This window comes from Gordonia phosphorivorans, assembly GCF_042432625.1.
GTDB classification, from domain to species: domain Bacteria; phylum Actinomycetota; class Actinomycetes; order Mycobacteriales; family Mycobacteriaceae; genus Gordonia; species Gordonia phosphorivorans.
Genome location: NZ_JBHLWV010000020.1, coordinates 186,580 through 212,014 on the forward strand (window position 1 = coordinate 186,580; position 25,435 = coordinate 212,014).

A 25,435-nucleotide genomic window follows, 5' to 3' on the forward strand; every position below is an offset into this window, starting at 1 on the left:
GCTGGCGGGATCGGCGCTGCTGGTGCTGATCGCACCGCCGCTGTACCTGATGCTGGACCTGGCGGTGGTCGGTCGCCTGGGCGGCGACGAGTTCGCCGCGCTCGCGGTCGGCACCCTGGTGCTGGCCATCGTCAGCACCCAGCTCACCTTCCTGGCCTACGGCACCACGGCGCGCTCGGCACGCGAGTTCGGGGCGGGGCACCGGGCGGCCGCGGTGGCCGAGGGCGTGCAGGCCAGCTGGATCGCGCTGGGTGCGGGCGCGGCGATCATCGCCGTGGTCTATCCCGCCGCACCGCTGATCATGCGGGCCCTGGTACCCGACGCGGCGGTGGCCGAGGCGGCGACGCACTGGTTGCGCATCGCCGTGTTCGGGGTGCCGCTGATCCTGCTGTCGATGGCGGGGAACGGATGGATGCGCGGCGTGCAGCAGGCGCGTCCGCCGGTGCTCTACGTGACCGCCGGGCTGCTGGTGGCCGCGGTGGCGTGCGTGCTGCTCGTGCACGGTCTGGCCGGTGCGCCCAGGCTCGGACTGCCCGGCAGCGCCGTGGCCAATCTGGTGGGGCAGGGTCTCACCGGCGTCCTGTTCGTCGGCCGCCTGATCCGCGAGTCCAGCGACCGATGGCGGCCCGATCCGCCGGTGATCCGCGCGCAACTGGTGATGGCGCGCGATCTGATCCTGCGCAGCGCGTCCTTTCAGATCTGCTTCGTCTCCGCGGCCGCGGTGGCGGCCCGGTTCGGCGTGGCACAGGTGGCCGCGCACCAGTTGGTGCTGCAACTGTGGGAGTTCATCGCCCTGCTGTTGGACTCGCTGGCCATCGCCGCCCAGCAGTTGGTGGGTGCGGCGCTGGGGGCGAAGGCCTTCGGTGCGGCCAAGGCGAACGCCCGCCGGGCCCTGCTGTCGTCGTCGGCGATGGCCGTGGCGCTGGCGGCCGTGTTCGCCGCCGGATTCACCGTGATTCCCCGGATCTTCACCGACGACCCGGAGATCCTCGCCGCGACGCGGGTGCCGTGGTGGTTCCTGGTGGCGATGCTGCCGGTGGCCGGCGTCGTCTTCGCCCTCGACGGCGTGCTGCTGGGCGCCGGGGACGTCGGATTCCTGCGGACGGCGACCCTGCTCGGCGCGCTGCTGGGTTTCCTCCCGCTGATCTGGCTGTCGTTGGTGTTCGACTGGGGCCTGGCCGGCATCTGGAGCGGACTGCTCGTCTTCATGCTGGCGCGGCTGGCCGCCGTCGCCTGGCGGGTGCGATCGGGTTCCTGGCTGCGGTGATCCGCGGCCGGAATCGTCAGCGCCAGTAGTCGTTGGCGGCGGCGATCGTCTGGAAGTTGAGAGCCACCACCTGGGAGCCGGCGATCAGCGAGTCGGCGTCTTCGGCGTAGTCCGGGCGCAGGCGATGCAGGACCTCGCCGTCGGGCTGGGTGTACTTCACGCCGCGTCGACTCAGGGTGATCGCCAATTCGAAGCCCTCCTGCGGTGTCGCCACCTGCAGTGAAGTCAACCAGGTCTCGGTCATGGCGCGGCCCTCCCGTGCATATTTAACGTAGTCGTTATGCAGCTTATCGGACGTTGGCCCGATATTGCGGGTAGCGCTCCAAGAACTTCTGGACGTAGGTGCAGACCGGAGTGATCTTGATGCCGCGGGCGGCGACGTCGTCGAGGACCTGGGAGACCAGCAGTCGGGCGAAGCCGGCGCGGCCGAACTTCTCGGTCACCACGGTGTGCAGCAGGATGAGGTCACCGTCGTCGGTCCGCTCGTAGCCCTCGACGCCGACGAGTTCCTCGCCGGACCAGAGTTCGTAGCGGTCGCGGTCGGGATTGTCACGCAGGGTGGGCGTCGGATCCAGCGTGACGGTGGGCGGTGGAACCGTGATCTCCATGCCCCTACCGTAGTGGTCCCGCGAGCGTGTCGAGCCGAACCGCCGGATCGGCCAGCGCGTCGGGATCGACGGGTGTGCCGGCGGCGATCAGGGCGGCGATGTCATCGCCGTCGTCCCAGCGGTTGACGTTCATGCCGGCGAGGACGCGGTGGTCGGCGTCGAGCCAGAAGGCCAGGAAATCCAGCGTGTCGGTGTCGCCGCGGATCACCACGCGGTCCTCGCCGGAGGCGTGGCCGCGGTACTCCATGCCGAACTCGTACTGGTCGGTGTAGAAGTACGGCAGGCGCGTGTACTGCTCGTGGTGGCCGAGCAGATTGGCCGCGGCGACCGCAGGCTGATGCAGGGCGGTGGCCCAGTGTTCCACGCGCAGACGGCCGAGTACGGGGTGGTCGTGGTTGGCGATGTCGCCGACGGCGAAGATGTTCGGGTCGCTGGTGGCCAGGCCCGCGTCCACGTCGACGCCGTTGCTGACCGCGAGGCCGGCCGCCTCGGCGAGCCCCACCTCGGGGATCGCGCCGATGCCCACCAGCACGGTGTCGGCCTCGTAGACCGTGCCGTCGTCGGCGCGCACGCGTCCGCCGGGCGCATCGCCGACGTCGATGCCGGCCACGCCGGTGCCCAGGTGCAGGTGGACGCCGTGGCGGCGGTGCAGGTCCGCGATCAGCTCGGCGATCGATTCACCGAGGATCTTCACCAGCGGCAGCGGCTGCGGTTCCAGCACGGTCACCTGGGTGCCGGCCGCGCGCGCGGTGGCGGCCACCTCCAGGCCGATCCATCCGGCCCCGACGATCAGCAGCGACTTGCCCTCGCCCAGCCGGGCCCGCAGGGCCTGCGCATCGTCGAGGGTCCGCAGGTAGGCCACCTCGGGGTCGCCCGGGAAGGGGCGCGGCCGGGAACCCGTGGCCAGGACGAGCTTGTCGTAGTGGACGGCCGAGCCCTGGTCGGTCAGGACGAAGCGGCCTGCGCGATCGATCTTGGTGGCGCGGACTCCGGTGTGCACGTCCACCCGATGTCGGGCGTACCAATCGGCGTCGAAGGGATACAGCGCGGCGGGCTCGGCCTTGCCGGCCAGCAGATCCTTCGACAGGGGCGGTCGTTCGTAGGGGAGATGCGCTTCGGCGGCGAGCACCGTGATGGCGCCGTCGAATCCCTTGTCGCGCAGTGCTTCGACCGTTTTCGCCGCGGCCAGACCGCCGCCGATGATCACCATTGAGCCGTCCATGACCTCACGCTACGCCCGCCGCGCGCGTTGTCCAGCCCTTCGCGGTCGGAACGGTTCGGCGGGCTCACCCGCCACCGGGCCGATGCGGTGGTGGCAGACTGGCGGCCATGGCGAAGCTCTGGGCGATCAGCGATCTGCACGTCGCTCATCGCGGCAACGAGAACATCATCGACCAGCTCCGGCCGAGCGAGCCGGGGGACTGGTTGATCGTCGCCGGCGACGTGGCCGAGCGCACCGACGACATCGTCGACACCCTGCGTCGGCTCAAGGCCCGCTTCGACACGGTGATCTGGGTGCCGGGCAATCACGAGCTGTACACCACCGCCAAGGATCCGCTGCAGATCTTCGGCGTGGCCCGCTACGACTACCTGGTGCAGGCGTGCCGGGACATCGGGGTGGTGACCCCGGAGGACCGCTATCCGCTGTTCGACCCCGGTGACGGCGCCGAGCCGGTGCGCGTGGTGCCGATGTTCCTGTTGTACGACTACACGTTCCGCCCGGAGGGCACCACCACGGCGCTGCAGGCGCTGGCGGTGGCCCGCGAGGCGAACGTGGTGGCCACCGACGAATTCCTGCTCTCGCCCGAGCCCTTCGGCACCCGCGATGCGTGGAGTCGTGCGCGGATCGAGGCGACCCGCGAGCGGCTCGAAGCGATCGACCCGGCCGAACGCACCGTGCTGATCAATCATTGGCCGCTGCGCCGCGAGCCGTGCGATGCGCTGATGTACCCGGAGTTCGCGCTCTGGTGCGGCAGCGAGCTGACCGACGACTGGCACACGCGCTTCAACGCCGCGGCCTGTGTCTACGGGCACCTGCACATCCCGCGCACCACCTGGTACGACGGGGTGCGCTTCGAGGAGGTCTCGGTGGGCTACCCGCGGGAGTGGCAGCGGCGCGGTCTGCCGCACCCGTTGCTGCGGCAGATCGTCCCGGACGACGGGACCGGCGCCGACGACCTCAACGAGCTCGGCGTGCGCTTCGAGCTGCCGCCCGATTACGAGGAGAAGGCGCAGGAGTTCCGCGAGCGCGTGCAGCGGCTCCGGGACCGTCGGGCACGGCGCGCGGCGGAGGCGGCCGAATGATCGAGCTGTTGCTGCCGCGCGGCGTGGGCGCCGCCGAGGCCTTCGACGATCCCGCCGACGCGCACCTGCTGCCCGCCGAGGAGGTGCTGGTGGCGCAGGCCGTGGAGAAGCGGCGGCGCGAGTTCACCACCGCGCGGCACTGCGGTCGCCGCGCGCTCGGACAGCTCGGTATCGACCCGGTGCCGATCCTGCGCGGCGAGCGGGGCATGCCGCTGTGGCCGTCGGGCGTGGTCGGCAGCCTGACGCACTGCGACGGTTACCGTGCGGCGGTCGCCGCGTATTCGATGCAGGTGCGCTCGCTCGGGATCGACGCCGAGCCGCACCTGGCGCTGCCCGACGGCGTCCTGAGCCACACCAGCCTGCCCGCCGAGCGGGACGTGCTGGCCGAACGCAGCGACGATCTGCACTGGGACCGGCTGCTGTTCTGCGCCAAGGAGGCCACCTACAAGGCTTGGTTCCCGGTGACCGGGCGGTGGCTGGGCTTCGAGGATGCGCACATCACCTTCACCCGCGACGAGCGGGTGACCGCCGATCCGAACGCCGGGCCCGCCGAGATCGTCGCGGCCGGAACGTTCACCTCCACCATCGTGATCGACGGCGTCGCCACCGACGGCGGGCCGCCACTGTTGACGCTGCCGGGGCGATGGCTGATCTCCGGCGGATTGATCCTGACCTCGATCGCCCTGCGCTGAGACCGGCTGGCATCATGGGGTCCATGGCCGACCCCTCCATCGAAAACGCCGGGCTCCTGGTGATCGACAAAGCGCCCGACATGACCAGTCACGACGTGGTCGCCCAGTGCCGCAAGGCTTTCAACACCCGGCGGGTGGGTCACGCGGGCACCCTGGATCCGATGGCCACCGGCGTGCTGGTGATCGGGATCGAGCGCGCCACCAAGCTCCTGGGCCTGCTGTCGCTGACCACCAAGGCCTACACCGCGACCATCCGGCTCGGCGCCTGCACCACCACCGACGACGCCGAGGGCGAGGTGATCGAGACGGCCGACGTCTCGGCGATCACCGTCGAGCAGATCGCGGCGGGCGTGAGCGCCCTGACCGGGGACCTGCAGCAGGTGCCGGCCAAGGTGAGCGCGATCAAGGTGGACGGGCGCCGCGCGCACGCCCTGGTGCGCACCGGCGAGGAGTTCGATCTGCCCGCCCGACCGGTCACCGTGTACCGGTTCGACATCCTCGCGATCCGCCGCGACGGCGCGTTCATCGATCTCGACGTGGAGGTGGACTGTTCGTCGGGCACCTACATCCGTTCGCTGGCCCGCGATCTCGGGGCCGGGCTCGGCGTGGGCGGACACCTCACGGTCCTGCGGCGCACCGCGGTCGGTCCGTTCACGCTGGAGCACGCGCGCACCCTCGACGAGGTGACCGAAGCGCCCGGCGTGAGCCTGGGCATCGATGCCGCCGCCAAACTCTGCTTTCCGCTGCGCGACATCTCCGATGAGGAGGCCGAATCGATCAGCCAGGGGCGATGGCTGGAGCCGATCGGGCGCAAGGAGCTGTACACGGTGGTCGACCCCGCCGGTCAGGCCATCGCGCTGGTGCAGGAGAAGGGCCGCCGCGCGGCCTCGGTGATGGTGGTGCGCCCGGCCACGCTGCGGTGAGGCGGGTCGGCCCGCACCAGTATTGACACAACTATAGCTATTTGTGTCTTGCGTGTGTCACGCTGGCTTCCATGACCGACGCCGTCGCCGACCAAGCAAGCCCGTGGGCTGCGCTGACCACCGAGCACGACTATCGCGTCCGGGAGATCAGCGGGCGCGTGCCGGAGCGGCTGCGCGGCGTGCTCTATCGCATCGGTCCGGGCCGCCTGGAGGTCGGCGGGCATCGGCTCGGGCACATCTTCGACGGCGACGGCATGGTGTCGCGCTTCGCGATCGACGACGACGGCATCGGCTTTCGCAATCGCTACGTGCGCACGCACCACTACACCAAGGCCTCGAAGGAGTGGATCGGTCGCGGGGTGGGCACCCAGCGCCCGGGAGGCATGGTGGCCAACATGTTTCGTATTCCGGCCAACGTCTCCAACACCAATGTGGTGGCCCACGCCGGCGGGCTCTTCTCGCTGTGGGAGGCCGGACGGCCGTACCGACTGGATCCGGAGACCCTGGAGACGATCGGCAGGGAGGACTTCGACGGGGCGTTGAAGCTGATCGGCGCGTTCTCCGCGCATCCCAAGATCGATGCCCGCACGGGCGATCTGTTCAACTTCGGCATCGAGATGTTCCCGCGGCCGATGATCCGGTGCTACCGACGGGACCTGACCGGCGCGTTGCACCGGCTCGGCACCTTCCCGCTGGCCCGCCCCTCGTTCTGCCACGACTTCGCACTCACCGAGCACCACCTGGTCTTTCTCGTCGACCCGATCGTCGTGGGCCGCCCGCTCCGCGCCCTGCTGGGCCTGGACTCGATCGACGGATGCATGGAGTTCAAGCCGGAGCTGGGAACTCGGATCGCGCTGGTGCCGCGCGACGGCGGGAAGGTGCGCGTGATCGAGACCGACGCGTTCTTTCACTTCCACGCCAACAACGCCTACGAGGAACCCGACGGCGAGGTCGTGGTGGAGATCGTCCGCCACCGTCCGGTCGGCGGCTGGGCGGGCTGGAACAGGTCTCTGCGCGAGCGCGACGGTCTCGACGGCTCCGCCTTCGGCGGGCAGCTCGAGCGCGTGCGCATCTCGGTGAACGGGCGGGTGTGCTCGGAACCGCTGCTGGAGGGCGTCGGCTGCGAGTTCCCGCAGATCGACCACCGATTCGAGGCGGCCCGCCATCCGGCGACCTACGTGGCGGCGGCCTCGGTGACCGCGGGCGCGCCCGACACGATCGTCGCCCTCGACCACGCTTCGGGCTCGATCGACGGCCACCGCGTCGACGACGGGCACAGCGTCTGCGAGCCGCTGTTCGCCGCCGATCCGGACCGCGCCGAGAGTGGTGGCGGATGGTTGCTGAGCGTGGAACATCTTGGGGCACAAGCCCGTTCCCGGCTGGTGATCTTGGACTCGGAGAGGCTGAGCGAGGGCCCGGTGGCGACCGCCGAACTGGAACACCACCTGCCGATGGGCTTCCACGGGACCTACGTCCCGGCGTGAGCCGCGGTTCAGACGGTGAGGAAGATGTTGCGCGCGGCGATGTCGCCCAGGTGGATCAGTTCGCCGCCGTCCACCGAGATCGAGATGGTGCCCGCGAACGGCCGCTTCTCCACCACCGAGACGGTGCAGTCCAGATCGATGCCGATCTCCTGGAAGTAGCGCAGCATCTCCGGGTCGTCCTCGCCGATCCGGCCGATGGTGGCCTGGGCGCCGACCTCTAGATCGGACAGGCGCTGGGAGTCGGCCTTGGGCACCTGGCCGTCGGCCGCGGGAATCGGGTCCCCGTGCGGATCCCGTTGCGGGTGACCGAGTTTGGCGTCGATGCGGGCCATCAGCAGATCCGAGACCGCGTGCTCGAGCACCTCGGCATCGCCGTGCACCTCGTCCCAGCCGTAGCCGAGCTCGCGCACCAGGTAGGTCTCCAGGAGGCGATGGCGGCGCACCATCGCCACCGCGGCCAGCCGTCCCTCGTCGGTCAGTGAGACGCCGCCGTACGGTTCGTGCTCCACCAGGCCCTGGTCGGCGAGCTTGCGGATGCCTTCGGAGGCGGTGGACGGGGAGATGCTCAGCTTCTCGGCGAGCACCTTGGTGGTGACCTTGGCGTCGTTCCACTCCTGGGACATCCAGATGGCCTTCAGATAATCCTGGGTGACCGAGGTGAGGTCGTCGACCGGACGCGAGTGGGGCATGGTGGTGAGCTTACTCAACCCGGGGTCGTACCCTGGATGAGTGTTGCGATGGCGAGGGTTGGATGAGGTGCCTCCGGGCTGGGGGCGGTGCGTGGTCACCATCGGCGTGTTCGATGGGGTGCACCGCGGGCATGCGCAGTTGATCGCGGCGGCCACGCGCGCCGCCGCCGAGCGGGGCATCCCGTCGGTGCTGATGACGTTCGATCCGCATCCGGCCGAGGTGGTGCGACCCGGCACGCACCCGCCGCAGCTGTCGACGCTGCATCGCCGGGCCGATCTGGCGCAGGAGATGGGTATCGACGTCTTCTGCGTGATCCCCTTCACGCCGGCGCTCGCCGCGAAGACTCCGGAGGAGTTCGCCCACGAGGTCCTCGTGGAGGAGCTTCATGCCGCGGCCGTGGTGGTCGGGGACAACTTCACCTTCGGGCACCGGGCCGCCGGCGACGTCGCCAAGCTCACCGAGCTGGGGGAGCGCTTCGGCTTCGAGGTGACCGGGGTGTCGCTGTTCGGCGAGCACGCGGTGACCTACTCCTCCACCTACATCCGCTCCTGCGTGTCCTCCGGCGACGTGGAACTGGCGGCCGAAGCGCTCGGGCGACCGCACCGGGTGGAAGGCGTGGTGGTGCACGGCGCCAAGCGTGGGCGCGACCTGGGCTATCCGACGGCGAACGTCGCCGCGACCGTGCACGCGGCCATTCCCGGCGACGGGGTGTACGCGGCCTGGTTCACCGTGCTGCCCAGCGCAAACGAACCCGAGGGCATGGCCATCGGTCAGCGCTACGCCGCCGCCGTCTCGGTGGGGACCAATCCGACCTTCTCCGGCCGCAATCGCACCGTGGAGGCGTACATCCTCGACGTGGACGTCGACGTCTACGGCCAGCACGTGGCCGTGGACTTCGTCAGCCGGATCCGCGGCATGGAGACCTACGACAGTCTCGACGCGCTGATCTCGGCGATCCGCGACGACGTGGACCGCACCCGGGTGATCCTGGGCGCCGACGAGTAGATCGGCGATTCTCGCTGGGGCGCACGCTGCTGGTAGTGTTGCCCGAGGCGTTGCTGCAGTCCGCGGCGGCGCGCCCTTCGCCCGGTGGCGAAGTACTGGTCGCGGAACTGAAACAAGGAGAACAGCTGTGTCTTTGACCGCTGAGCAGAAGAAGGCAGTGCTCGCCGAGTACGGCGTGCACGAGACCGACACCGGGTCGCCCGAGGCCCAGATCGCGCTGCTGACCAAGCGCATCACCGACCTCACCGAGCACCTGCGCTTCCACAAGCACGATCACCACAGCCGTCGCGGACTGCTGCTGATGGTCGGCCGTCGTCGTCGCCTTCTCAAGTACTTGCAGAGCGTCGACGTCGCCCGCTACCGCGCGCTCATCGAGCGTCTCGGCCTGCGTCGCTGATCGCCTGCTTGTTTCTTCGACGGCCGCTGCACCTTCCGGTGCGGCGGCCGTCGTCGTCGTAGTGGGCCTGATCACCGGGGTGGCTTCGGCGTCGTCCACGGTGTTTGTGGGTGTCAAGTGCTAGAATTGCTACGAACGACGCACTGGTGACGGTGTTTCGGACGTGTGGGCAGACCGGTTTTCGGTAGTGGCTGCCGGAACGTCAGAGAATTCTGAGCTGTTCCGGCTGCTTCGATCGAAGGCCGTTGCAGACCGCAGGCTCGCAATCGGCGAGCCGAAGACAACGCGGTACACATTCGGGCCACTCCCCAGCAGTCACTCGTTTCGGCGCTGCGCATCCGCGCAGGGCCGCTGCTGCATATCCCGCGAAGCGCACAGTTCGCTCCGCGCAACGAAAGGTTTTACCCACTCCATGACTGATGTCATCGAAGAATTCGACGAGACCATCACCGAGGTCTCCTGTGTCATCGACAACGGCTCGTTCGGCAAGCGGACCATCCGTTTCGAGACCGGTCGTCTGGCGCTGCAGGCCGCGGGCGCGGTCGTCGCCTATCTGGACGAGGGCACCATGATCCTCTCCACCACCACCGCTTCGAAGAACCCGAAGGATCACTTCGACTTCTTCCCGCTCACCGTCGACGTCGAGGAGCGGATGTACGCCGCCGGGCGCATCCCGGGATCGTTCTTCCGTCGCGAAGGCCGTCCGTCGACCGACGCCATCCTCACCTGCCGTCTGATCGACCGTCCGCTGCGTCCGTCCTTCGTCGACGGTCTGCGCAACGAGATCCAGGTCGTCGAGACCATCATGTCGCTGGACCCGAACGATCTGTACGACGTCGTCGCGATCAACGCGGCCTCGGCGTCCACCCAGATCGCCGGTCTGCCGTTCTCCGGTCCGGTCGGCGGCGTGCGCGTGGCCCTGATCGGCACCCAGTGGGTGGCGTTCCCGACCGTCGAGCAGCTCGAAGGCGCCGTCTTCGACATGGTCGTCGCCGGACGCGTCACCGATGCCGGTGACGTCGCGATCATGATGGTCGAGGCCGAGGCCACCGACAACGTGCTCGCGCTGATCGAGGCCGGCGGGCAGGCTCCGTCGGAGGCCATCGTCGCCGAGGGTCTGGAAGCGGCCAAGCCGTTCATCGCTCAGCTCTGCGAGGCGCAGAAGCAGCTGGCGTCCGCGTCGGCCAAGGCCACCCGCGAGTTCCCGCTGTTCCTGCCGTACCAGGACGACGTCTACTCGGCCGTCGCCGAGTTCGCGACCGATCGTCTGAGCGAAGTGCTGTCGATCGCCGGCAAGCAGGAGCGCGACGACGCCACCGACGCGCTCAAGGCCGACGTCCTCGAAGCGCTCGGCGCGAAGTTCGAGGGCCGCGAGAGCGAGATCGGCGGCGCCTTCCGCTCGCTGACCAAGAAGGTCGTGCGCCAGCGCATCCTGACCGATCACTTCCGTATCGACGGCCGCGGCATCACCGACATCCGCGAGCTGTCCGCGGAGATCGGCGTCATCCCGCGCGCCCACGGTTCGGCGCTGTTCGAGCGTGGCGAGACCCAGATCCTGGGCGTCACCACCCTGGACATGGTGAAGATGGCCCAGCAGATCGACTCCCTCGGGCCGGAGACCTCCAAGCGCTACATGCACCACTACAACTTCCCGCCGTACTCGACCGGTGAGACCGGTCGCGTGGGCTCGCCCAAGCGTCGCGAGATCGGCCACGGCGCGCTCGCCGAGCGGGCCATCATGCCGGTGCTGCCGAGCGTGGAAGAGTTCCCGTACGCGATCCGTCAGGTCTCCGAGGCCCTCGGCTCCAACGGTTCCACCTCGATGGGCTCGGTGTGTGCCGCGACCCTGTCGCTGCTGAACGCCGGTGTGCCGCTGAAGGCTCCCGTCGCCGGTATCGCCATGGGCCTGGTCTCCGACGAGGTCACCATCGACGGCAAGACCGAGACCCGCTACGTCGCGCTCACCGACATCCTCGGCGCCGAGGATGCCTTCGGCGACATGGACTTCAAGGTCGCCGGCACCAAGGACTTCGTGACGGCTCTGCAGCTGGACACCAAGCTCGACGGCATCCCGTCGTCGGTGCTGGCCGGTGCGCTCAGCCAGGCCAAGCAGGCCCGTCAGACCATCCTGGAGGTCATCGCCGAGGCGATCGACGAGCCGGACGAGATGAGCCCGTTCGCTCCGCGGATCACCACCATCAAGATCCCGATGGACAAGATCGGCGAGCTGATCGGCCCCAAGGGCAAGACGATCAACGGCATCACCGAGGAGACCGGCGCCAACATCTCGATCGAGGACGACGGCACCGTCTTCATCGGTGCCGCCGACGGCGTGTCGGCACAGGCCGCGATCGACAAGGTCAACGCCATCGCCAACCCGCAGCTGCCCAAGGTGGGCGAGCGCTTCCTCGGCACGGTCGTCAAGACCGCTCCGTTCGGCGCCTTCGTCTCGCTGCTGCCGGGTCGCGACGGTCTCGTGCACATCAGCAAGCTGGGCAACGGCAAGCGCATCGGCAAGGTCGAAGACGTGGTGAACGTCGGCGACAAGCTGCAGGTGGAGATCGCCGACATCGACGAGCGCGGCAAGATCAGCCTCGTTCCGGTGCAGGCGGACGCTCCGGCCGAGGCCGCCGCGGACGCCTGATCGGCCCCCGCTAGCGCCAGGGACGACTCCGGGCCGCGACTCCCTTACGGGATGTCGCGGGCCGGAGTCTTTGGTGCTGCCGCCTCGAAGGTATGCGAGGATCGGGCGATGAGCGAGGGCAGCGAGCGGAGGGGCGAGCGCCGCCAGGGCCGCGGCGTCAGCCGATCTCGATGGGCCCGGAGTTGCCGCTGATCTCGGTGAGCTTGCCCGACGCCGACTTGGCGTCGCCGTAGTAGCGGATCCGGTAGCGGCCGGCCGTCGAGCGGGGCACGCGCCAGACGACGGTGACCTTGGATGCCGACGGGCTGCCGCCGGGGCGCATCCACTTGAGTTCGGTGGACTCGTGGTCGTCGTCGTAGGCCACCTGCCACCCGGTGTCGGTGTGCTTCTCCACCGCGAAGTAGCCCTTGGTCTTGGGGCCGCGGCGAATCTTGTTGGTGGGGTAGGCGCCGCAGAAGTCCACCGAGAGGGTGTCGCCGGGCTTGGCCGAGCCGGGCACCTTCGAGACCACCTGGCCGAAGCGCTTGCCGGGCATCGGGGTGTCGGCGGGCTGCCCGCCGAGCAGATCGGGCTGCAGGCCGCTGCGGTCGGTCGGGCGCGTGCCGACCGGAAGGCGGCGGCCGCGGGCCATCGCGCGGGCCAGGCGGTCGAACTCCTGCATGTAGGCGCACAGCGTCCAGCGGCCGAACAGCGTCGCCCCGCCCTCGTACTGCTGCTCGGCGTACTCCTCCGGTGTGGTCGCATACTGGCTGTAGCCGTTCGAATAGCCCTGCAGCAGAACGTTTTCCAGCGGCACCTTGAGCGCGTCGGCAACGATCCGCCGGATGCGCAGGCCGGCGACGATGGTGCTCTCGGCGGGCATGGCCGCCAGCACCAGATCGCCGATGCGGATCAGCTGGATCGGCAGATTCTGCTCCACCCACGACCGCGGCGGCAGGATACCGAGCGGGAACAGCTCGGCCTTGGGGGCCTGGGCGTAGGCCATCCACGGCTCCGGCGTCGGCACCGCGGTGGCGCCGAGCGCCACGGTCAGCTGGTTGCGCATGCCCTCGTGCAGGATGGCGAGCTGACTGCGCGTGTTGTCCTCCATGCTGGTGGCCGCCGAGGCCAGACCCATCATGGCCGGGGCGGTGCGGGCCGCCTTCCCGTTGGGGGTGTAGCTGCCGTCGATCCGGGTGTCGGCGAGGTTGATGTAGGTGGTCGCCGAGTCGATGCCGCCGCGGATCGGGCGGGCGGCGGCCAGCGCCGCCTGGCCGGCGTGATCCTGCCGCTGGCCGATCATGATGTTGTTGGTGCGGTTGCTCTCGGTGGGTCCGCCGGGGTTCATCTTGCGCAGCCACAGGTTGGGCGACATGTCGCCGGCGTTGGTCTGCGCGTGCGCCACGATCGCGCCGGAGTCGCGCTGCTCGGCCAGGTACGACGCGTAGCCCTTGTTGTCCGGGCCGATCTGGAAGTTGGCGTCGGTCAGCGAGGTGCCGTGCGTGGCGAACCAGACGATCTCCCCGATCGAGCGACCGCCCTGGCGCAGCCGCAACGCGGTGACCTGCGGGTCGATCTTCTCCGGGAAGTGCTTGCGGTCGGCGGCCGGGTTGCGGTCGAACGCGGGCTGGGAACGGTTGGCGCTGGCATTGTGCAGCTCGGCGAAACCGAGTTCCACGGTGCCCGGCGCCATCGAGTCGTGCGCCTGCGCCACCGCGTCGAGCAGCCCGGCGAGTTCGGCCTCGAACGAGTTGTGCCGATGTCCCATCGACGCCAGCGTGTAGGCGTAGTCCCAGGAGGTTCCGCCGCACGAGTTATGGTTGTGCGTGGCGTTGATGTTGACGTTGTGCTCGTTGTACAGGTTGCCGTAGCGCCGACGCAGTGCGGACAGCAGCTGCATGTGGTGCGAGGTGAAGACGCAGCCGATGTCGGCGGTGATGAACAGGATGCGGTCCCCGGTCGCGGCGTCGGCGATCACGTAGGCGCGCGCCCACGTGCGCTGCAGGAGGCCCTCGGCCACCTGCTCCATGTCCGAGTAGCCCATCATGCCCTGGCCGGCGATGGCGCCGGTCATGTCGCCCTTGCCCGCGCCGACCAGGTAGCCCGCACTGCCGGGTTCAGCGGCGGCGGGTGCGGCCGTGGTGCCGGTGGCCGCGAGGGCGCCGACTCCGACGGCGGTGACGGCGGTGGCCTGCAGCAGACTGCGGCGCGAGAAGTCGGACAAGGAGCGCTCCCGAAGTAGAACCTGTTCTAACTCGGGTCAGGATAGCTCACCGCCGCCGCGGTTTCTCACCGGCAGGCGTCGATGGCGTCCTGCAGTTCCTGTGGCGTCAGCTTCTTGCTGCGCAGCGGGTACACGAACAGTGCCAGGGTGGCCCCGCAGGCGGCCGCGACCGCGCCGATGATGAAGCACAGATGGAAGGCATCGAGCGTCGGAATCGCGCGTCCGCCCAGGTCGATGGTGTTACTGGTCATCACCATCGCCATCACGGCGCCGGCCACGGTGGTGCCCACCGACCGCGCCAATCCGTTCAGGCCGACGCTCGCACCGGCCTCGGCGGGCGGCACGTTCTCCAGGATCAGGGTCGGCATGGCGGCATAGCCGATGCCCACGCCGGCCGAGCCGACGCAGCTGGCGATCAGCAGCTGCCAGGGTGCATCGGTGAGGAAGACCGCGAGCACGTAGCCGGCGGCCAGGACGAAGCCGCCCAGGGCAAGCGTCCGGCGGCCGCCGATGGTGGACAGGAGCTTGCTCGAGACCGGAGCGAACAGCAGCATCATCAGTCCGCCGGGCGCCATCCAGAGGCCCGTCGCGAGGATGGACTGGCCGAGGCCGTAACCGGTGGCGGTCGGCATGCCGAGCAGCTGCGGGATCACGATGGCCTGGGCCATCATGCCGAAACCGATCAGGACGGCGGCCAGGTTGGTCATCAGGACGGGACGCCGCGAGAGGGTGCGCAGCTGCACCAGGGGATCGTTCTGGCGCAGTTCGAACCAGCCCCACAGCAGCAGGACCACGACACCGCCGATCAGCAGGCCCAGGGTGAGACCGCTGGTCCAGCCCCAGTCGTTGCCCTTGGAGATGCCGACGAGGAAGGCCACCAGGCCGGTGGCCAGGCCGATCGCGCCGGCCCAGTCCAGGGAACCGCTCTGGGCGTCGTGCACGTGCGGCAGCACCAGCAGGGACAGCAGTGCCATCACCGCGGCCAGCCCGAGCGAGACCCAGAACAGGGCGTGCCAGTCGAGCGAGTCGGCGATCCATGCGGCCAGCGGCAGGCCCAAGGCGCCGCCCACACCGAGCATGGCGCTGATGGCGGCCACCGCGGTGTTGACCATGCGGACCGGGGCCACCTCCCGGACGAAGCTGATGGCGACCGGGATGTAGCCCATCGCCAGGCCCTGCAGGACGCGACCGACCAGCATGGGTGCCAGCGAGTCGGACAGGGCGCAGATCAGCGAGCCCACCAGCAGGATCAGCGACGAGGCCACCAGGACCGGCTTCTTGCCCATCAGGTCGGCGAGTCGACCGGCCACCGGCATGGCCACCGCGCCGCCGAGCAGGGTGGCGGTGACCACCCACGAGGCGTTCGACGCCGAGGTGCCCAGCAGGATGGGCAGTTCCAGCTGGATCGGGATCACCAACGACTGCATCAGGGAGACGAAGAGGCTGGAGAGGCCCAGAACGCCGATGATCACGATCGGGTTCCTCGAGCTGGTGGCGCGCGGGGTCGCACCCCGACGGGAAAAGTTCACGAAGCAAGTCCTTATCCGCTGTGTGTGTAAATTACACAGCTAGGGTGTGTAGATTACACATCAGGGGTTCGAGGTGGAACCTGGGAGAGGGTGGCGTGAGCGAGGACACAACTCATGACGAGCAGAGTCGACGACTCGCCCGTGCACTGGCCCGGATGGAGAGTCTCCGCCGCCATCGCCGCGACGACGGAGGGCTCGGTGCCGCCGACATTCGCCTGCTCTGGCTCCTGGTGGACTCCGGCCCGCAGACGCTCGGCGAGATCACCGTCGCACTCGCTCTGGAACGGTCGACGGTCAATCGTCAGGTCAACGCGGCCGTCGACGCCGGACTGCTGGCCAAGGAGCGGGTGCCGCACTCGAGTGCGCACCGGGTGCACCTGACCGACGCCGGCCGCGAATCCTTCGACATCTGTGCACAGCAGGCCGTCGATGCCATCGGCGCGGCGCTCGCGCAGTTGGACGCGGAGGAGTCGTCGGACCTGGTGAATCTGGTGGAACGTTTCGTTGCCGCGTACGGACACCAGATCAATGGTGAAGTGGGGGCATGAACCTCGACGAATACATGGCTCACGACGCGACGGCACTGGCCGACCTGGTGAAGCAGGGGCAGGTGACGGCCGCGGAACTGCTGGAACTGGCGCGCCAGCGGATGCGGGAGGTGAATCCCGCGATCAACGCGGTGGTCATCGAAACCGCCCTCGCCGCCGACACGCAGATCTCCGGGGCCGGGGAGGGGCCGTCCGGTCCGTTCGCTGGGGTGCCGTTCCTGCTCAAGGATCTCGGCCAGGAGTACAAGGGCTATCCGACCTCGTCGGGCTCCAAGGCACTGCGCCACGTGATCGAGACGGAGAACGCACTCGTGACCGATCGGTTCCTGGCGGCCGGTCTGGTCATCATGGGCAAGACCAACACTCCGGAACTCGGGGCGAAGGGCATCACCGAACCCGCGCTGTGGGGGCCGGCGCGTAATCCGTGGGACACCACCCGGACCACCGGCGGCTCCTCCGGCGGTTCGGCCGCCGCGGTCGCGGCGGGCGTGGTGCCCGCCGCCGGCGCCAACGACGGCGGCGGTTCCATCCGTATTCCGTCGGGGTGCAACGGGCTGGTCGGGCTCAAGGCCAGCCGTGGGCTGACCCCGTACGGGCCGCAGACCGGCGAACCGATGTTCGGGCTCGTCACGCAGGGCGTGGTGACGCGCACCGTGCGGGACTCGGCCGGCCTCCTCGACGCGATCGTCGGACCGAATCAGCGGGCCGACTACCACGTGGCCCAGCCGTCGCGGCCGTTTGCCGAGGTGATCACCGAGGAACCCGGCCGGTTGCGCATCGCCTACTCGGCGCGCTCGGCCATCAGCGGTGAGGCCTCGGCGCAGGCGCAGGCCGCCGTGGACGCGACCGCCGAACTGCTGACCGACCTCGGTCACGAGGTGGTCGAGATCGACCCGCCGTACGACGACAAGGCGCTGGCCCAGACCTTCCTGACCATCTGGTTCGCCCAGCTCGCGGGCAACGTCGCCGAGATCAAGGAGCGCACCGGCGCCGGCGACTTCGACTTCGAGGCCGACACCCTGGCGATGGTCGAGGTGGGCCGCGCCAACGGCGTGGTGGCCCTGATCGACGCGCTCGGTGCGATCACCGAATACACGCACGCGATGGAGCGCTTCTACACCGAGTACGACTACTTCCTCACCCCGACGATCGCGCAGAAGCCGATCGAGATCGGCGCCCTGGACACCCCGTTGGCCCTGCAGGCCGGTGCGCGGGTGGCCCATCGCCTGCACGGCGGCAAGGCACTGCTCAAGACGGGGATCATCGACCAGATGATCGAGGAGAACCTCGGCTGGGTGCCGTACACCCAGATGGCCAACCTCACCGGGCGTCCGGCGATCAACGTGCCGGTGTACTGGACCGACGACGACCTGCCGCTGGGGGTGCAGTTCAACGGGCGCCTCGGCGCCGACGGTTCGCTGCTGCAACTGGCGGCGCAGTTGGAGAAGGCCCGGCCGTGGATCGACCGCTTCCCTGCCCGGCCGACGGCGTCGAAGAGCCGCGGCCACTAGAGGTGGTTGTAGAACGTCAGCCGGTGGAGCCGACCGGATATGACAGACGTCGCCGGTGCGGAAGGCGGTACGACGACGGCACTGTGACGCTCCACGACGCAGATATGACGCCGTAGATCGCTAGGTTGCCGTCGTCGTACCGGCGATGAGGCCAACCGGCGATGTCAGGGTGGGCCTCAGGCGAGCCGCATCCCGCTCGGAGGTTCGCCCGCGTTCCACCAGCCACGCCGCCGCTGCCGACCTGGTGCCGGGTACAACTAGACTCGGAGACAACGACGTCGAGCGGGCAGAAGGTGTGGAGTACATGAGCGGTGCGATCCGGGTCGGAGTGCTGGGGAGCAAGGGCAAAGTCGGGCAGGCCATCGTCGCCGGAGTGCAGGCCGCAGCGGACACCGAGTTCACCGTCGGCGTGGACTTCGGCGAGGACCTGGCCGCATTCGTGGAGTCGAACACCCAGGTGGTGGTCGATTTCACCCATCCCGACGCGGTGATGGACAACCTGAAGTTCCTGATCGACAACGGAATTCACGCGGTCGTCGGCACCACCGGTTTCACGCAGGAGCGGCTCGCGCAGGTCCGTGACTGGGTGGCCGCGGCTCCGGGAACCGGGGTGCTGATCGCCCCGAACTTCGCCATCGGCGCGATCTTGTCGATGTACTTCGCCGAGAAGGCCGCCCCGTACTTCGATTCGGTGGAGATCGTGGAGCTGCACCACCCGCACAAGGCCGACGCGCCGTCGGGCACCGCCGGGCGCACCGCCCAGCTGGTGGCCGCCGCGCGCGCCGAGGCCGGCTGCGCACCCATGCCCGATGCCACCTCGACGGGACTCGAGGGTGCGCGCGGCGCCGACGTCGACGGCGTGCGCGTGCATTCGGTGCGGCTGGCAGGTCTGGTGGCCCACCAGGAAGTACTGATGGGCACGCAGGGGGAGACCCTCACCATCCGTCACGACTCGATGGATCGCACGTCGTTCGTGCCGGGCGTGCTGCTGGGCGTGCGCGAGATCGCCGGCCACCCCGGACTGACCGTGGGCCTCGACAAGTTCATGGACCTGTAGCCGATGGCGGCCAAACAGAAGGATGCCCGGCCGATCGTGGCGATGATCGCCTTCATGGTGCTCGCGATCGCCGTCTACCTGGGGCTGTTGAGCCGCAACGCGGTGCGCCTGATCCAGACCGGGGATTTTGTGGGCGTCGCCATGGGCATCGCGGTCTTCGTGCTGCCGGTGGTGGGCGTGTGGATCTTGGTGCGGAGCCTGCAGGCGGGGATCGAGCACCAGCGGATGGCGGCGGCGGTGGTCGACGCCGGCCGCGACCTGAACGTCGACGATCTGCCCCGGCGTCCGTCCGGGCGCCTGGAGCGCGAGGCCGCCGACGAGCTGTTCGCGCAGGTCAAGGTGGAATGGGAGGCCGATCCGTCGGACTGGATCAGCACCTACCGGATCGCGCGCGCCTACGACTACGCCGGCGACCGCAAGCGCGCCCGCGAGATGATGAGCCGCGCCGCCGTCGGTTACCGAGCCGCGAAGCAGGCCAAGGCCTGACATGGCGCGCCTGCTGATCGTCCACCACACGCCGTCGCCGCACTGCCAGGCGATGTTCGAGGCGGTGATCGCCGGTGCCACCGACCCGGACATCGAGGGTGTCGAGGTGGTGCGCCGGGCAGCGCTGTCGGTCTCGGCAACCGATTTCCTGGAGGCCGACGGCTACCTGCTCGGCACCCCGGCGAACCTGGGCTACATCTCCGGCGCCCTCAAGCACGCCTTCGACGTGAGCTACTACCAGATCCTGGACTCCACCCGCGGCCGCCCGTTCGGGCTGTACCTGCATTCCAACGAGGGCGGCGAGGGCGCGGTGCGGGCCGTCGACTCGATCACCACCGGTCTGGGGTGGACCAAGGCCGCCGAGTATCTGATCGTCTCCAACAAGCCCTCCGCCGACGACCTGCGGGCCTGCACCGAACTCGGCGCCACCATCGCCGCACAGCTGATGGCGTAGCGCGCACCCGCGACACGCGCTGAGGGGAGTCCGTCCGTGCAAGCGTCGCGGTCTTTGTCAGTAGACTCGGCTGCGTGACCACGAGTATCCCCACCCCGTACGAGGACCTGTTGTGTCGGGTGATGGAGTCCGGCACCGAGAAGGCCGATCGGACCGGTACCGGGACCCGCAGTGTCTTCGGCGCGCAGCTGCGCTTCGACCTCAGCGCGGGTTTCCCGTTGGTGACCACCAAGAAGGTGCACCTGAAGTCCATCGTCTACGAACTCCTGTGGTTCCTGCGCGGGGATTCGAACGTGCGGTGGCTGCAGGAGAACGGCGTCACCATCTGGGACGAATGGGCCTCACCCGACGGTGAGCTGGGACCGGTCTACGGCGTGCAGTGGCGCAACTGGCCCACGCCCTCGGGCGAGCACATCGATCAGATCCAGGCCGCGCTCGACCTGCTGCGCTCGGATCCGGATTCGCGTCGCAACATCGTCTCGGCCTGGAACGTGGGGGAGATCCCGCAGATGGCGCTACCGCCCTGCCACGCCTTCTTCCAGTTCTACGTGGCCGACGGCAAGCTGAGCTGCCAGCTGTACCAGCGCAGCGCCGACCTGTTCCTCGGCGTGCCGTTCAACATCGCCTCCTACGCGCTGCTGACGCACATGATGGCGCAGCAGGCGGGCTTGGAGGTCGGCGAGTTCATCTGGACCGGCGGTGACTGCCACATCTACGACAACCACGTCGACCAGGTCCGCGAACAGCTCAGCCGCGAAGCGTTCGCACCGCCGAAACTGGCTCTGCGCCAAGCGGAGTCGATCTTCGACTACCAGTACGACGACATTCGGGTGCTCGACTATGTTTCGCACCCGGCGATCAAGGCGCCGGTGGCCGTCTAGCCTTCGCCGCCGGCCTGGCTGTCGGTGTGTTCTCCCCGAACGTGCTGCGCAGCGCCCGTTCTTGTCGGAGGTGGGGTCTACTCTGTTCATAGAACACCAGAACGGGTTAAAGGTGTCTGACTCGCTTGGGGAGGTGAGTAGCCATGGCGCAGCGAACCGCTTCGACCTGGCCCGACGCCGACCTGACCAGTTGCGGCCTCCCCGCGTCCGGCACCGACCTGGCAGGCCTATCAACCTCGCGTGTGGTCGGCGCGATCGCCGCGACCAAGAACGGACACTGCTTCCTCGACTGGTAGCTCTTCCAGTTCGCGCTGTCGCTGCACTCGCGTGTCTGCGCCTCGACGAGCGATCTCGTCGCGACCCAGAAGTCGCTGATCGATGCCGAAGCCCAGACGACGCTGGAATTGCAGATGAGTCTGGAGAGCACCGAGTACGCCGCCGAAGCTCTCCTCGCCGATGCGCTCGATGCTCGAGATCGACTACCGCGCGTCTACGCGACCATGCGCCTGGGCCTGATCGATCGCGACCGCTTCCATCGGATCGCCCACGAGACTCGCTTGGTGGTCGACGAAGTCCTCATGAGACAGATCGACGCCCTGATCGCCGCCGAAATCTTGGGCGCCCAGCACGGCTACACCTGCGTTTCGGTCGCCAAGACCGGAGCGCTCGCCCGTCGACTGGTCGCCGAGAACGATCCCGATGCCGTGCGCCGCGAACGCGACGGCGCCACCGACGGCCGCAGTCTCGGCCACCAGTCGCTGGAAGCCGGCATGGCGCAATTGTTCCTCACCGCCACCGCCGAGGACGTGCGCCTCGCACGGCAGATGCTCGACGCGGTCATCGCCGGCCGCTGCCCGGCCGACCCGCGCACCAAAACCCAGGCCCGCTCCGACGCCGCGATCGCGCTGCTGCAGCGCAAACCGTTCACCTGCGAATGCGACAGTGAGGGCTGCACCGCACAGATCAGCGAGGTGGAGCTCGACGCGCGTGCGGCCAGGATCGTCGTCCACGTTCTGTGCGATGCCACGACGCTGGAAGGCGGCGACAAGTGCGGTTACCTCGACGGCCACGGGCCGATCTCCGCCGAGCACGTGCGGGAGATCGCCGCCCGCAGTGATGCCGTCATCCACCAGCACCGCCTCGACGACCTGCTCGAACCCAACCCCGCTGCCGGGCGCGACCCTGCTGCGCGACCGGATGAGGCGGCGCTGCATCGACGAGCACCCCGCTCCGAGACCCCGGACGAGCGCCGGGGCGATGACCCACGGCCCGAGGCCGGAAACGACGGACAACCGGGCGCCGTCATCGCCAAGACCTCGTTGCCGAGCGATCCGTACCGCCCGAATCTGCTCACCGATCTCATCGCACGATTCCTGTGGGCCACCTGCTCGATCCCGGGTTGCGAGCGCGCGGCGTTCGCGTGCGATCTGGACCATGTGGCCGAGTACGACAACGTCCGACCCGACCTCGGCGGTCCCACTTGCGTTTGCAACCTGCTCCCCAAGTGCCGCTATCACCATTTGGTGAAGACAAATCTGGAGGGCTTCGTCGACGACCTGTGGATCGACTCCGACGGGCGTTACCACTCGAGCGTCACCACCCCGATGGGGCAGACAGTGGAGGTGCTGGCGCCGAACCAGTGGCTGATTCCGCGCCTGGCCGACCTGCGCTGCACGCATCAGCTAGCCGGGCAACACGCGACCGGAATCACGACCGGCACCGTCGCAGACGGCCCGCAGCGCGCCCGCACGCGCACCGCGGCCAAGCACGCGCACCGCGGCCAAGCACGCTCGGCGTCGTGCCGAACGCAAGGCCAACCGCGATCGTCGCCTCGCCGAGCGGTCCGAGCCGATTCGGGAGCCCGACCCCGCAGATCAGGTGGGCGCAGATCAGGTGGGCGCAGATCAGGTAAACGCGGACCAGGTAGGCGACGACGAGCCGCCGTTCTGATCGAGGGAACACGGTAGAGTTTCACCAGAACGGCGCTCCTCGCTGCGGCCCATGGGCGGCGCGGCGACTGCGGTTGCTGCAGGTCAGGGCGTCGCCCCGAGAAGTGCCCGAGGCTCGGGCAGCGAATACCCAGAAAGGCAGCCGGACATGGACATCGCATTGGTCTGGGCACAGGATCGCGTGGGTGCCATCGGCCGCCGCGGCGGCATCCCGTGGAGTGTCCCGGAGGACATGGCGCACTTCAAGGAGGCCACCGGAACGGGTGCGGTGATCATGGGCCGCAAGACCTGGGAGTCGTTGCCCGAGCGTTTCCGTCCGCTGCCGGGACGCCGCAACATCGTGCTCACCCGATCGTCCGACTACGCCGCCGACGGTGCCGAGGTGTTGCGCGATCTCCGCGCAGCCTTGGACCTGGTGGGCGGAGTGGCCTCGGTGATCGGCGGCGGCGAAATCTACAGTGCCGCAATGGAACATGCGACGAGGCTGCGCGTCACGGAGATCGGCGTGCTGGTCGACGGCGCCGACGCCTTCGCCCCGGCCGTGGATCTGGCCACCTGGGAGCAGGCCACCGCCACCGACTGGCAGCGCTCGCGGACCGGCACGCTGTACCGGTTCGTCGACTACCGCCGCATCGCCTACCCGTCCGCCGGACCCCGCTAGTTCTGCGCCGGCGTGGGAACCGACCTCTCGGCGGCTGCGGCCCGCTCCATCGCGCTCGCCGCCCAGGGCTTCACCGACCCGGCACCGAACGGACCGGTGACCCGCGCCCACTTCAAGCGCGTGCTCGGCCGGACGCGGCTGCTGCAGATGGACTCGGTGAACGTGCTGGCCCGGGCCCACTATCTCCCCGCGTTCAGCAGGCTCGGGGCCTACGACGACCGGCTCCTGGACACCGCCGCCTGGCGTTCGACGGCCCGCGCCCCGCGCCTGCTGGTCGAGTACTGGGCGCACGAGGCCGCGCTGATCCCGGTGGACGACTGGCCGCTGTTCCGTTGGCGGATGACCGAACTCGCCGGCGGGCGATGGCGGCACGTGCGAGAAGCCTTGGCGCGCAACACCGCTCTCGTCGACGACATTCTCGCGGTGATCATCGAGGCCGGTGCCAGCACCCCGCGCGATCTGGAGTCGGCGCTCGGTGTGGACCGCGCCGGCGCGGCCCCGGGCACCTGGTGGGAACGCGGCGAGGTGAAGAACGTCTGCGAGGCGCTCTTCGCCGGCGGCACCCTCTCCGCGGTGCGCGATGACAAGTTCTTCCGGCACTACGACCTGGCCGAGCGGGTGGTGGGCGAGGACCGGCTCGCCGTCGACCTCCCCAAGGCCGAGGCCGTCGCCGAACTGGTGCGCCGGGCGGCCGCCGCGCACGGCATAGCCACCGCGGCCGACCTCGCCGACTACTACCGGCTGCCGACCGCCGAGGTCCGCGGTCTGCTCGGCGCACTGATCGAGGACGGCACCGTCACCGAGGTCACCGTCGAAGGCTGGGGCGAACCGGCCTACCTGCACCGCGAGGCGTCGATACCGCGCCGACCGGTGCGCTCGACGCTGCTGTCCCCGTTCGATCCGCTCGTCTTCTATCGCCCGCGCACGTTGCGGCTCTTCGGGTTTCACTACCGGATCGAGATCTACGTGCCCGCGCACAAGCGAGTCCACGGCTACTACGTGCTGCCGTACCTGCACGACGGCGGGCTGCAGGCCCGCGTCGACCTCAAGGCCGACCGCCGCCGCGGCGTGCTGCAGGTGCTGGCCGCGCACCACGAGGACGGCGCCGACCTCGACCACCTCGTGCCGGCGCTGGCCGCCGATCTCGCCGCCCTCGCGCTGTGGCGCGGCCTGGACTCGGTCCAAGTGCAGCCCTCCGGGGACCTGGCGGCGCCGCTGGCGCGGGCGGTCGCGGGCTGATGGGCCGCCAGTCGCCCGCGACCCTCGCGCACCTGCGGCGTGCCCGCGACCTGATGGACCGCGAGTACGCGCGGCCCCTGGACGTCCCGGCGATGGCGGCGCGGGCACTGATGTCGCCCGCGCACTTCTCGCGAGAGTTCAAGGCCGCCTACGGGGAGACGCCGTACGGGTATCTGGTGACGCGGCGCGTGGAGCGGGCGATGGCCCTGCTGCGGGCCGGCTCGAGCGTGACCGATGCGTGCATGGCCGTCGGCTTCTCCTCGCTCGGATCGTTCAGCAGCACCTTCACCCGGATCGCGGGGGAGACCCCGTCGGCGTACCGGTCCCGCCCGCACGATGGGCTCGAAGCCCTGCCGTCGTGTATCACCAAGGTCCTGGCCCGCCCCATGCCCTGGTAGCCCAGAGCGGTGTCAGAGAACCGAGCAGGATTGGAGAAGCGCGGGCGTCGGGTCGGGTTCTAGCGTGGAGACATGACCACTTCGATTGCCCTCACCGCCACCCCCATCACCGTCGACGACATGGACGCCGCGCTCGGTTTCTACCGCGACGGCCTCGGCCTGGAGGTGAAACTGGACGTTCCCAACGGCGAATTCCGTTGGGTCACACTGGGTCCGACCGACTCCGACGGCAACATCGTGCTGTCCCAGCCGGGGGCCGGGCGCTCGCCCGACGACGCCGAGGCCCTGCACGCGCTCGTCGCCAAGGGAGTGATGGGGCCCTACATCTTCACCGTCGCCGACCTCGATGCCGTCTTCGAGCGTGCCGTCGCGACCGGCGCGGAGGTGCTGTCCGAGCCCGCCGACCAGCCGTGGGGCCCCCGCGACTGCGCGTTCCGCGACCCGGCAGGCAACATGATCCGGATCAACGCCGCCTCCTGAGTCCGCCGCCGACCGCGGGCCGTAG

26 protein-coding genes are annotated in these 25,435 nt (G+C 69.3%); 20 read left to right on the top strand and 6 right to left on the bottom strand.

Annotated features, from left to right (window positions below):
• Positions 1–49 precede the first annotated feature (49 nt).
• Positions 50–1,267 carry an MATE family efflux transporter gene (locus ACFFJD_RS10090; protein ID WP_382364456.1) on the top strand — a complete coding sequence of 406 codons (1,218 nt, stop codon included), beginning with the start codon at positions 50–52 and terminating at the stop codon, positions 1,265–1,267.
• A 16-nt stretch (positions 1,268–1,283) separates the two neighbouring features.
• Here the strand turns inward: ACFFJD_RS10090 and ACFFJD_RS10095 are convergent, their stop codons facing one another.
• The 3 genes from ACFFJD_RS10095 to ACFFJD_RS10105 are packed head-to-tail and all read right to left on the bottom strand — an operon-like array spanning position 1,284 to position 3,097.
• Entirely contained in the window at positions 1,284–1,511 is a 228-nt protein-coding gene (locus ACFFJD_RS10095) for a hexameric tyrosine-coordinated heme protein (protein WP_382363689.1), read from the bottom strand.
• Positions 1,512–1,554: 43 nt separating this feature from the next.
• Positions 1,555–1,875, bottom strand: a complete 321-nt coding sequence (locus ACFFJD_RS10100; RefSeq protein WP_382363691.1) for a GNAT family N-acetyltransferase — start codon at positions 1,873–1,875, stop codon at positions 1,555–1,557.
• A gap of 4 nt (positions 1,876–1,879) precedes the next feature.
• Positions 1,880–3,097 carry an NAD(P)/FAD-dependent oxidoreductase gene (locus ACFFJD_RS10105; RefSeq protein ID WP_382363693.1) on the bottom strand — a complete coding sequence of 406 codons (1,218 nt, stop codon included), beginning with the start codon at positions 3,095–3,097 and terminating at the stop codon, positions 1,880–1,882.
• 107 nt (positions 3,098–3,204) lie between these two features.
• Between ACFFJD_RS10105 and ACFFJD_RS10110 the strand changes: the two genes are divergently transcribed.
• The 4 genes from ACFFJD_RS10110 to ACFFJD_RS10125 all read left to right on the top strand — a co-directional run bounded on the left by ACFFJD_RS10110 (position 3,205) and on the right by ACFFJD_RS10125 (position 7,278).
• Complete coding sequence (locus ACFFJD_RS10110; protein WP_382363695.1) at positions 3,205–4,179, top strand: metallophosphoesterase family protein; 975 nt, start codon at positions 3,205–3,207, stop codon at positions 4,177–4,179.
• Positions 4,176–4,871 carry a 4'-phosphopantetheinyl transferase family protein gene (locus tag ACFFJD_RS10115; RefSeq protein WP_382363697.1) on the top strand — a complete coding sequence of 232 codons (696 nt, stop codon included), beginning with the start codon at positions 4,176–4,178 and terminating at the stop codon, positions 4,869–4,871. Before ACFFJD_RS10110 ends, ACFFJD_RS10115 begins: the two co-directional genes overlap by 4 nt.
• A gap of 23 nt (positions 4,872–4,894) precedes the next feature.
• Positions 4,895–5,794: a tRNA pseudouridine(55) synthase TruB gene (truB, locus tag ACFFJD_RS10120; protein ID WP_382363699.1), complete on the top strand. Its 900-nt coding sequence runs from the start codon at positions 4,895–4,897 to the stop codon at positions 5,792–5,794.
• A 71-nt stretch (positions 5,795–5,865) separates the two neighbouring features.
• A complete protein-coding gene (locus ACFFJD_RS10125) occupies positions 5,866–7,278 on the top strand; it encodes a carotenoid oxygenase family protein (protein ID WP_382363701.1) in 1,413 nt (470 codons plus the stop codon).
• Between the two features lie 8 nt (positions 7,279–7,286).
• Here the strand turns inward: ACFFJD_RS10125 and ACFFJD_RS10130 are convergent, their stop codons facing one another.
• Complete coding sequence (locus tag ACFFJD_RS10130; protein ID WP_382363703.1) at positions 7,287–7,967, bottom strand: metal-dependent transcriptional regulator; 681 nt, start codon at positions 7,965–7,967, stop codon at positions 7,287–7,289.
• A gap of 40 nt (positions 7,968–8,007) precedes the next feature.
• On the opposite strand from ACFFJD_RS10130, the gene ACFFJD_RS10135 reads away from it, so the two are divergent.
• The 3 genes from ACFFJD_RS10135 (at position 8,008) to ACFFJD_RS10145 (ending at position 12,014) form a co-directional block, all read left to right on the top strand.
• Positions 8,008–8,973 (top strand): bifunctional riboflavin kinase/FAD synthetase, encoded by a 966-nt coding sequence (locus tag ACFFJD_RS10135; RefSeq protein WP_382363705.1) that lies wholly within the window; start codon positions 8,008–8,010, stop codon positions 8,971–8,973.
• Between the two features lie 127 nt (positions 8,974–9,100).
• Positions 9,101–9,370, top strand: a complete 270-nt coding sequence (gene rpsO / locus ACFFJD_RS10140; protein WP_382363707.1) for a 30S ribosomal protein S15 — start codon at positions 9,101–9,103, stop codon at positions 9,368–9,370.
• 412 nt (positions 9,371–9,782) lie between these two features.
• Positions 9,783–12,014 (top strand): polyribonucleotide nucleotidyltransferase, encoded by a 2,232-nt coding sequence (locus ACFFJD_RS10145; protein WP_382363709.1) that lies wholly within the window; start codon positions 9,783–9,785, stop codon positions 12,012–12,014.
• Between the two features lie 157 nt (positions 12,015–12,171).
• Here the strand turns inward: ACFFJD_RS10145 and ACFFJD_RS10150 are convergent, their stop codons facing one another.
• The gene (locus ACFFJD_RS10150) at positions 12,172–14,217 is read right to left on the bottom strand and encodes a neutral/alkaline non-lysosomal ceramidase N-terminal domain-containing protein (RefSeq protein ID WP_382363711.1); all 2,046 of its coding nucleotides are present in this window, start codon (positions 14,215–14,217) and stop codon (positions 12,172–12,174) included.
• Between the two features lie 65 nt (positions 14,218–14,282).
• The gene (locus ACFFJD_RS10155; RefSeq protein WP_382363713.1) at positions 14,283–15,746 is read right to left on the bottom strand and encodes an MFS transporter; all 1,464 of its coding nucleotides are present in this window, start codon (positions 15,744–15,746) and stop codon (positions 14,283–14,285) included.
• Between the two features lie 95 nt (positions 15,747–15,841).
• Here ACFFJD_RS10155 and ACFFJD_RS10160 point away from each other — a divergent pair, with 95 nt between their 5' ends.
• The 12 genes from ACFFJD_RS10160 to ACFFJD_RS10215 all read left to right on the top strand — a co-directional run bounded on the left by ACFFJD_RS10160 (position 15,842) and on the right by ACFFJD_RS10215 (position 25,410).
• Entirely contained in the window at positions 15,842–16,294 is a 453-nt protein-coding gene (locus ACFFJD_RS10160; RefSeq protein ID WP_382363715.1) for a MarR family winged helix-turn-helix transcriptional regulator, read from the top strand.
• The gene (locus ACFFJD_RS10165) at positions 16,291–17,805 is read left to right on the top strand and encodes an amidase (RefSeq protein WP_382363717.1); all 1,515 of its coding nucleotides are present in this window, start codon (positions 16,291–16,293) and stop codon (positions 17,803–17,805) included. The genes ACFFJD_RS10160 and ACFFJD_RS10165 overlap by 4 nt, the downstream gene beginning before the upstream one ends.
• Before the next feature lie 304 nt (positions 17,806–18,109).
• The gene (gene dapB / locus ACFFJD_RS10170) at positions 18,110–18,862 is read left to right on the top strand and encodes a 4-hydroxy-tetrahydrodipicolinate reductase (protein WP_382363720.1); all 753 of its coding nucleotides are present in this window, start codon (positions 18,110–18,112) and stop codon (positions 18,860–18,862) included.
• Between the two features lie 3 nt (positions 18,863–18,865).
• Positions 18,866–19,348 (top strand): hypothetical protein, encoded by a 483-nt coding sequence (locus ACFFJD_RS10175; RefSeq protein ID WP_382363722.1) that lies wholly within the window; start codon positions 18,866–18,868, stop codon positions 19,346–19,348.
• Between the two features lies 1 nt (position 19,349).
• On the top strand, positions 19,350–19,802 hold the full coding sequence (locus tag ACFFJD_RS10180) for a flavodoxin family protein (protein ID WP_382363724.1): 453 nt from the start codon (positions 19,350–19,352) through the stop codon (positions 19,800–19,802).
• A gap of 74 nt (positions 19,803–19,876) precedes the next feature.
• The gene (locus tag ACFFJD_RS10185) at positions 19,877–20,683 is read left to right on the top strand and encodes a thymidylate synthase (protein WP_382363726.1); all 807 of its coding nucleotides are present in this window, start codon (positions 19,877–19,879) and stop codon (positions 20,681–20,683) included.
• Between the two features lie 143 nt (positions 20,684–20,826).
• A complete protein-coding gene (locus tag ACFFJD_RS10190; protein WP_382363728.1) occupies positions 20,827–20,979 on the top strand; it encodes a hypothetical protein in 153 nt (50 codons plus the stop codon).
• A 78-nt stretch (positions 20,980–21,057) separates the two neighbouring features.
• Positions 21,058–22,650, top strand: coding sequence for a DUF222 domain-containing protein (locus ACFFJD_RS10195; RefSeq protein ID WP_382364458.1), 1,593 nt, complete (start codon positions 21,058–21,060; stop codon positions 22,648–22,650).
• 130 nt (positions 22,651–22,780) lie between these two features.
• Entirely contained in the window at positions 22,781–23,293 is a 513-nt protein-coding gene (locus tag ACFFJD_RS10200) for a dihydrofolate reductase (RefSeq protein ID WP_382363729.1), read from the top strand.
• 12 nt (positions 23,294–23,305) lie between these two features.
• A complete protein-coding gene (locus ACFFJD_RS10205; protein ID WP_382363731.1) occupies positions 23,306–24,532 on the top strand; it encodes a winged helix-turn-helix domain-containing protein in 1,227 nt (408 codons plus the stop codon).
• The gene (locus ACFFJD_RS10210) at positions 24,532–24,930 is read left to right on the top strand and encodes a helix-turn-helix domain-containing protein (RefSeq protein ID WP_382363733.1); all 399 of its coding nucleotides are present in this window, start codon (positions 24,532–24,534) and stop codon (positions 24,928–24,930) included. Before ACFFJD_RS10205 ends, ACFFJD_RS10210 begins: the two co-directional genes overlap by 1 nt.
• Before the next feature lie 72 nt (positions 24,931–25,002).
• Positions 25,003–25,410 (top strand): VOC family protein, encoded by a 408-nt coding sequence (locus ACFFJD_RS10215; RefSeq protein ID WP_382363735.1) that lies wholly within the window; start codon positions 25,003–25,005, stop codon positions 25,408–25,410.
• The last annotated feature ends 25 nt before the right edge of the window (positions 25,411–25,435 follow it).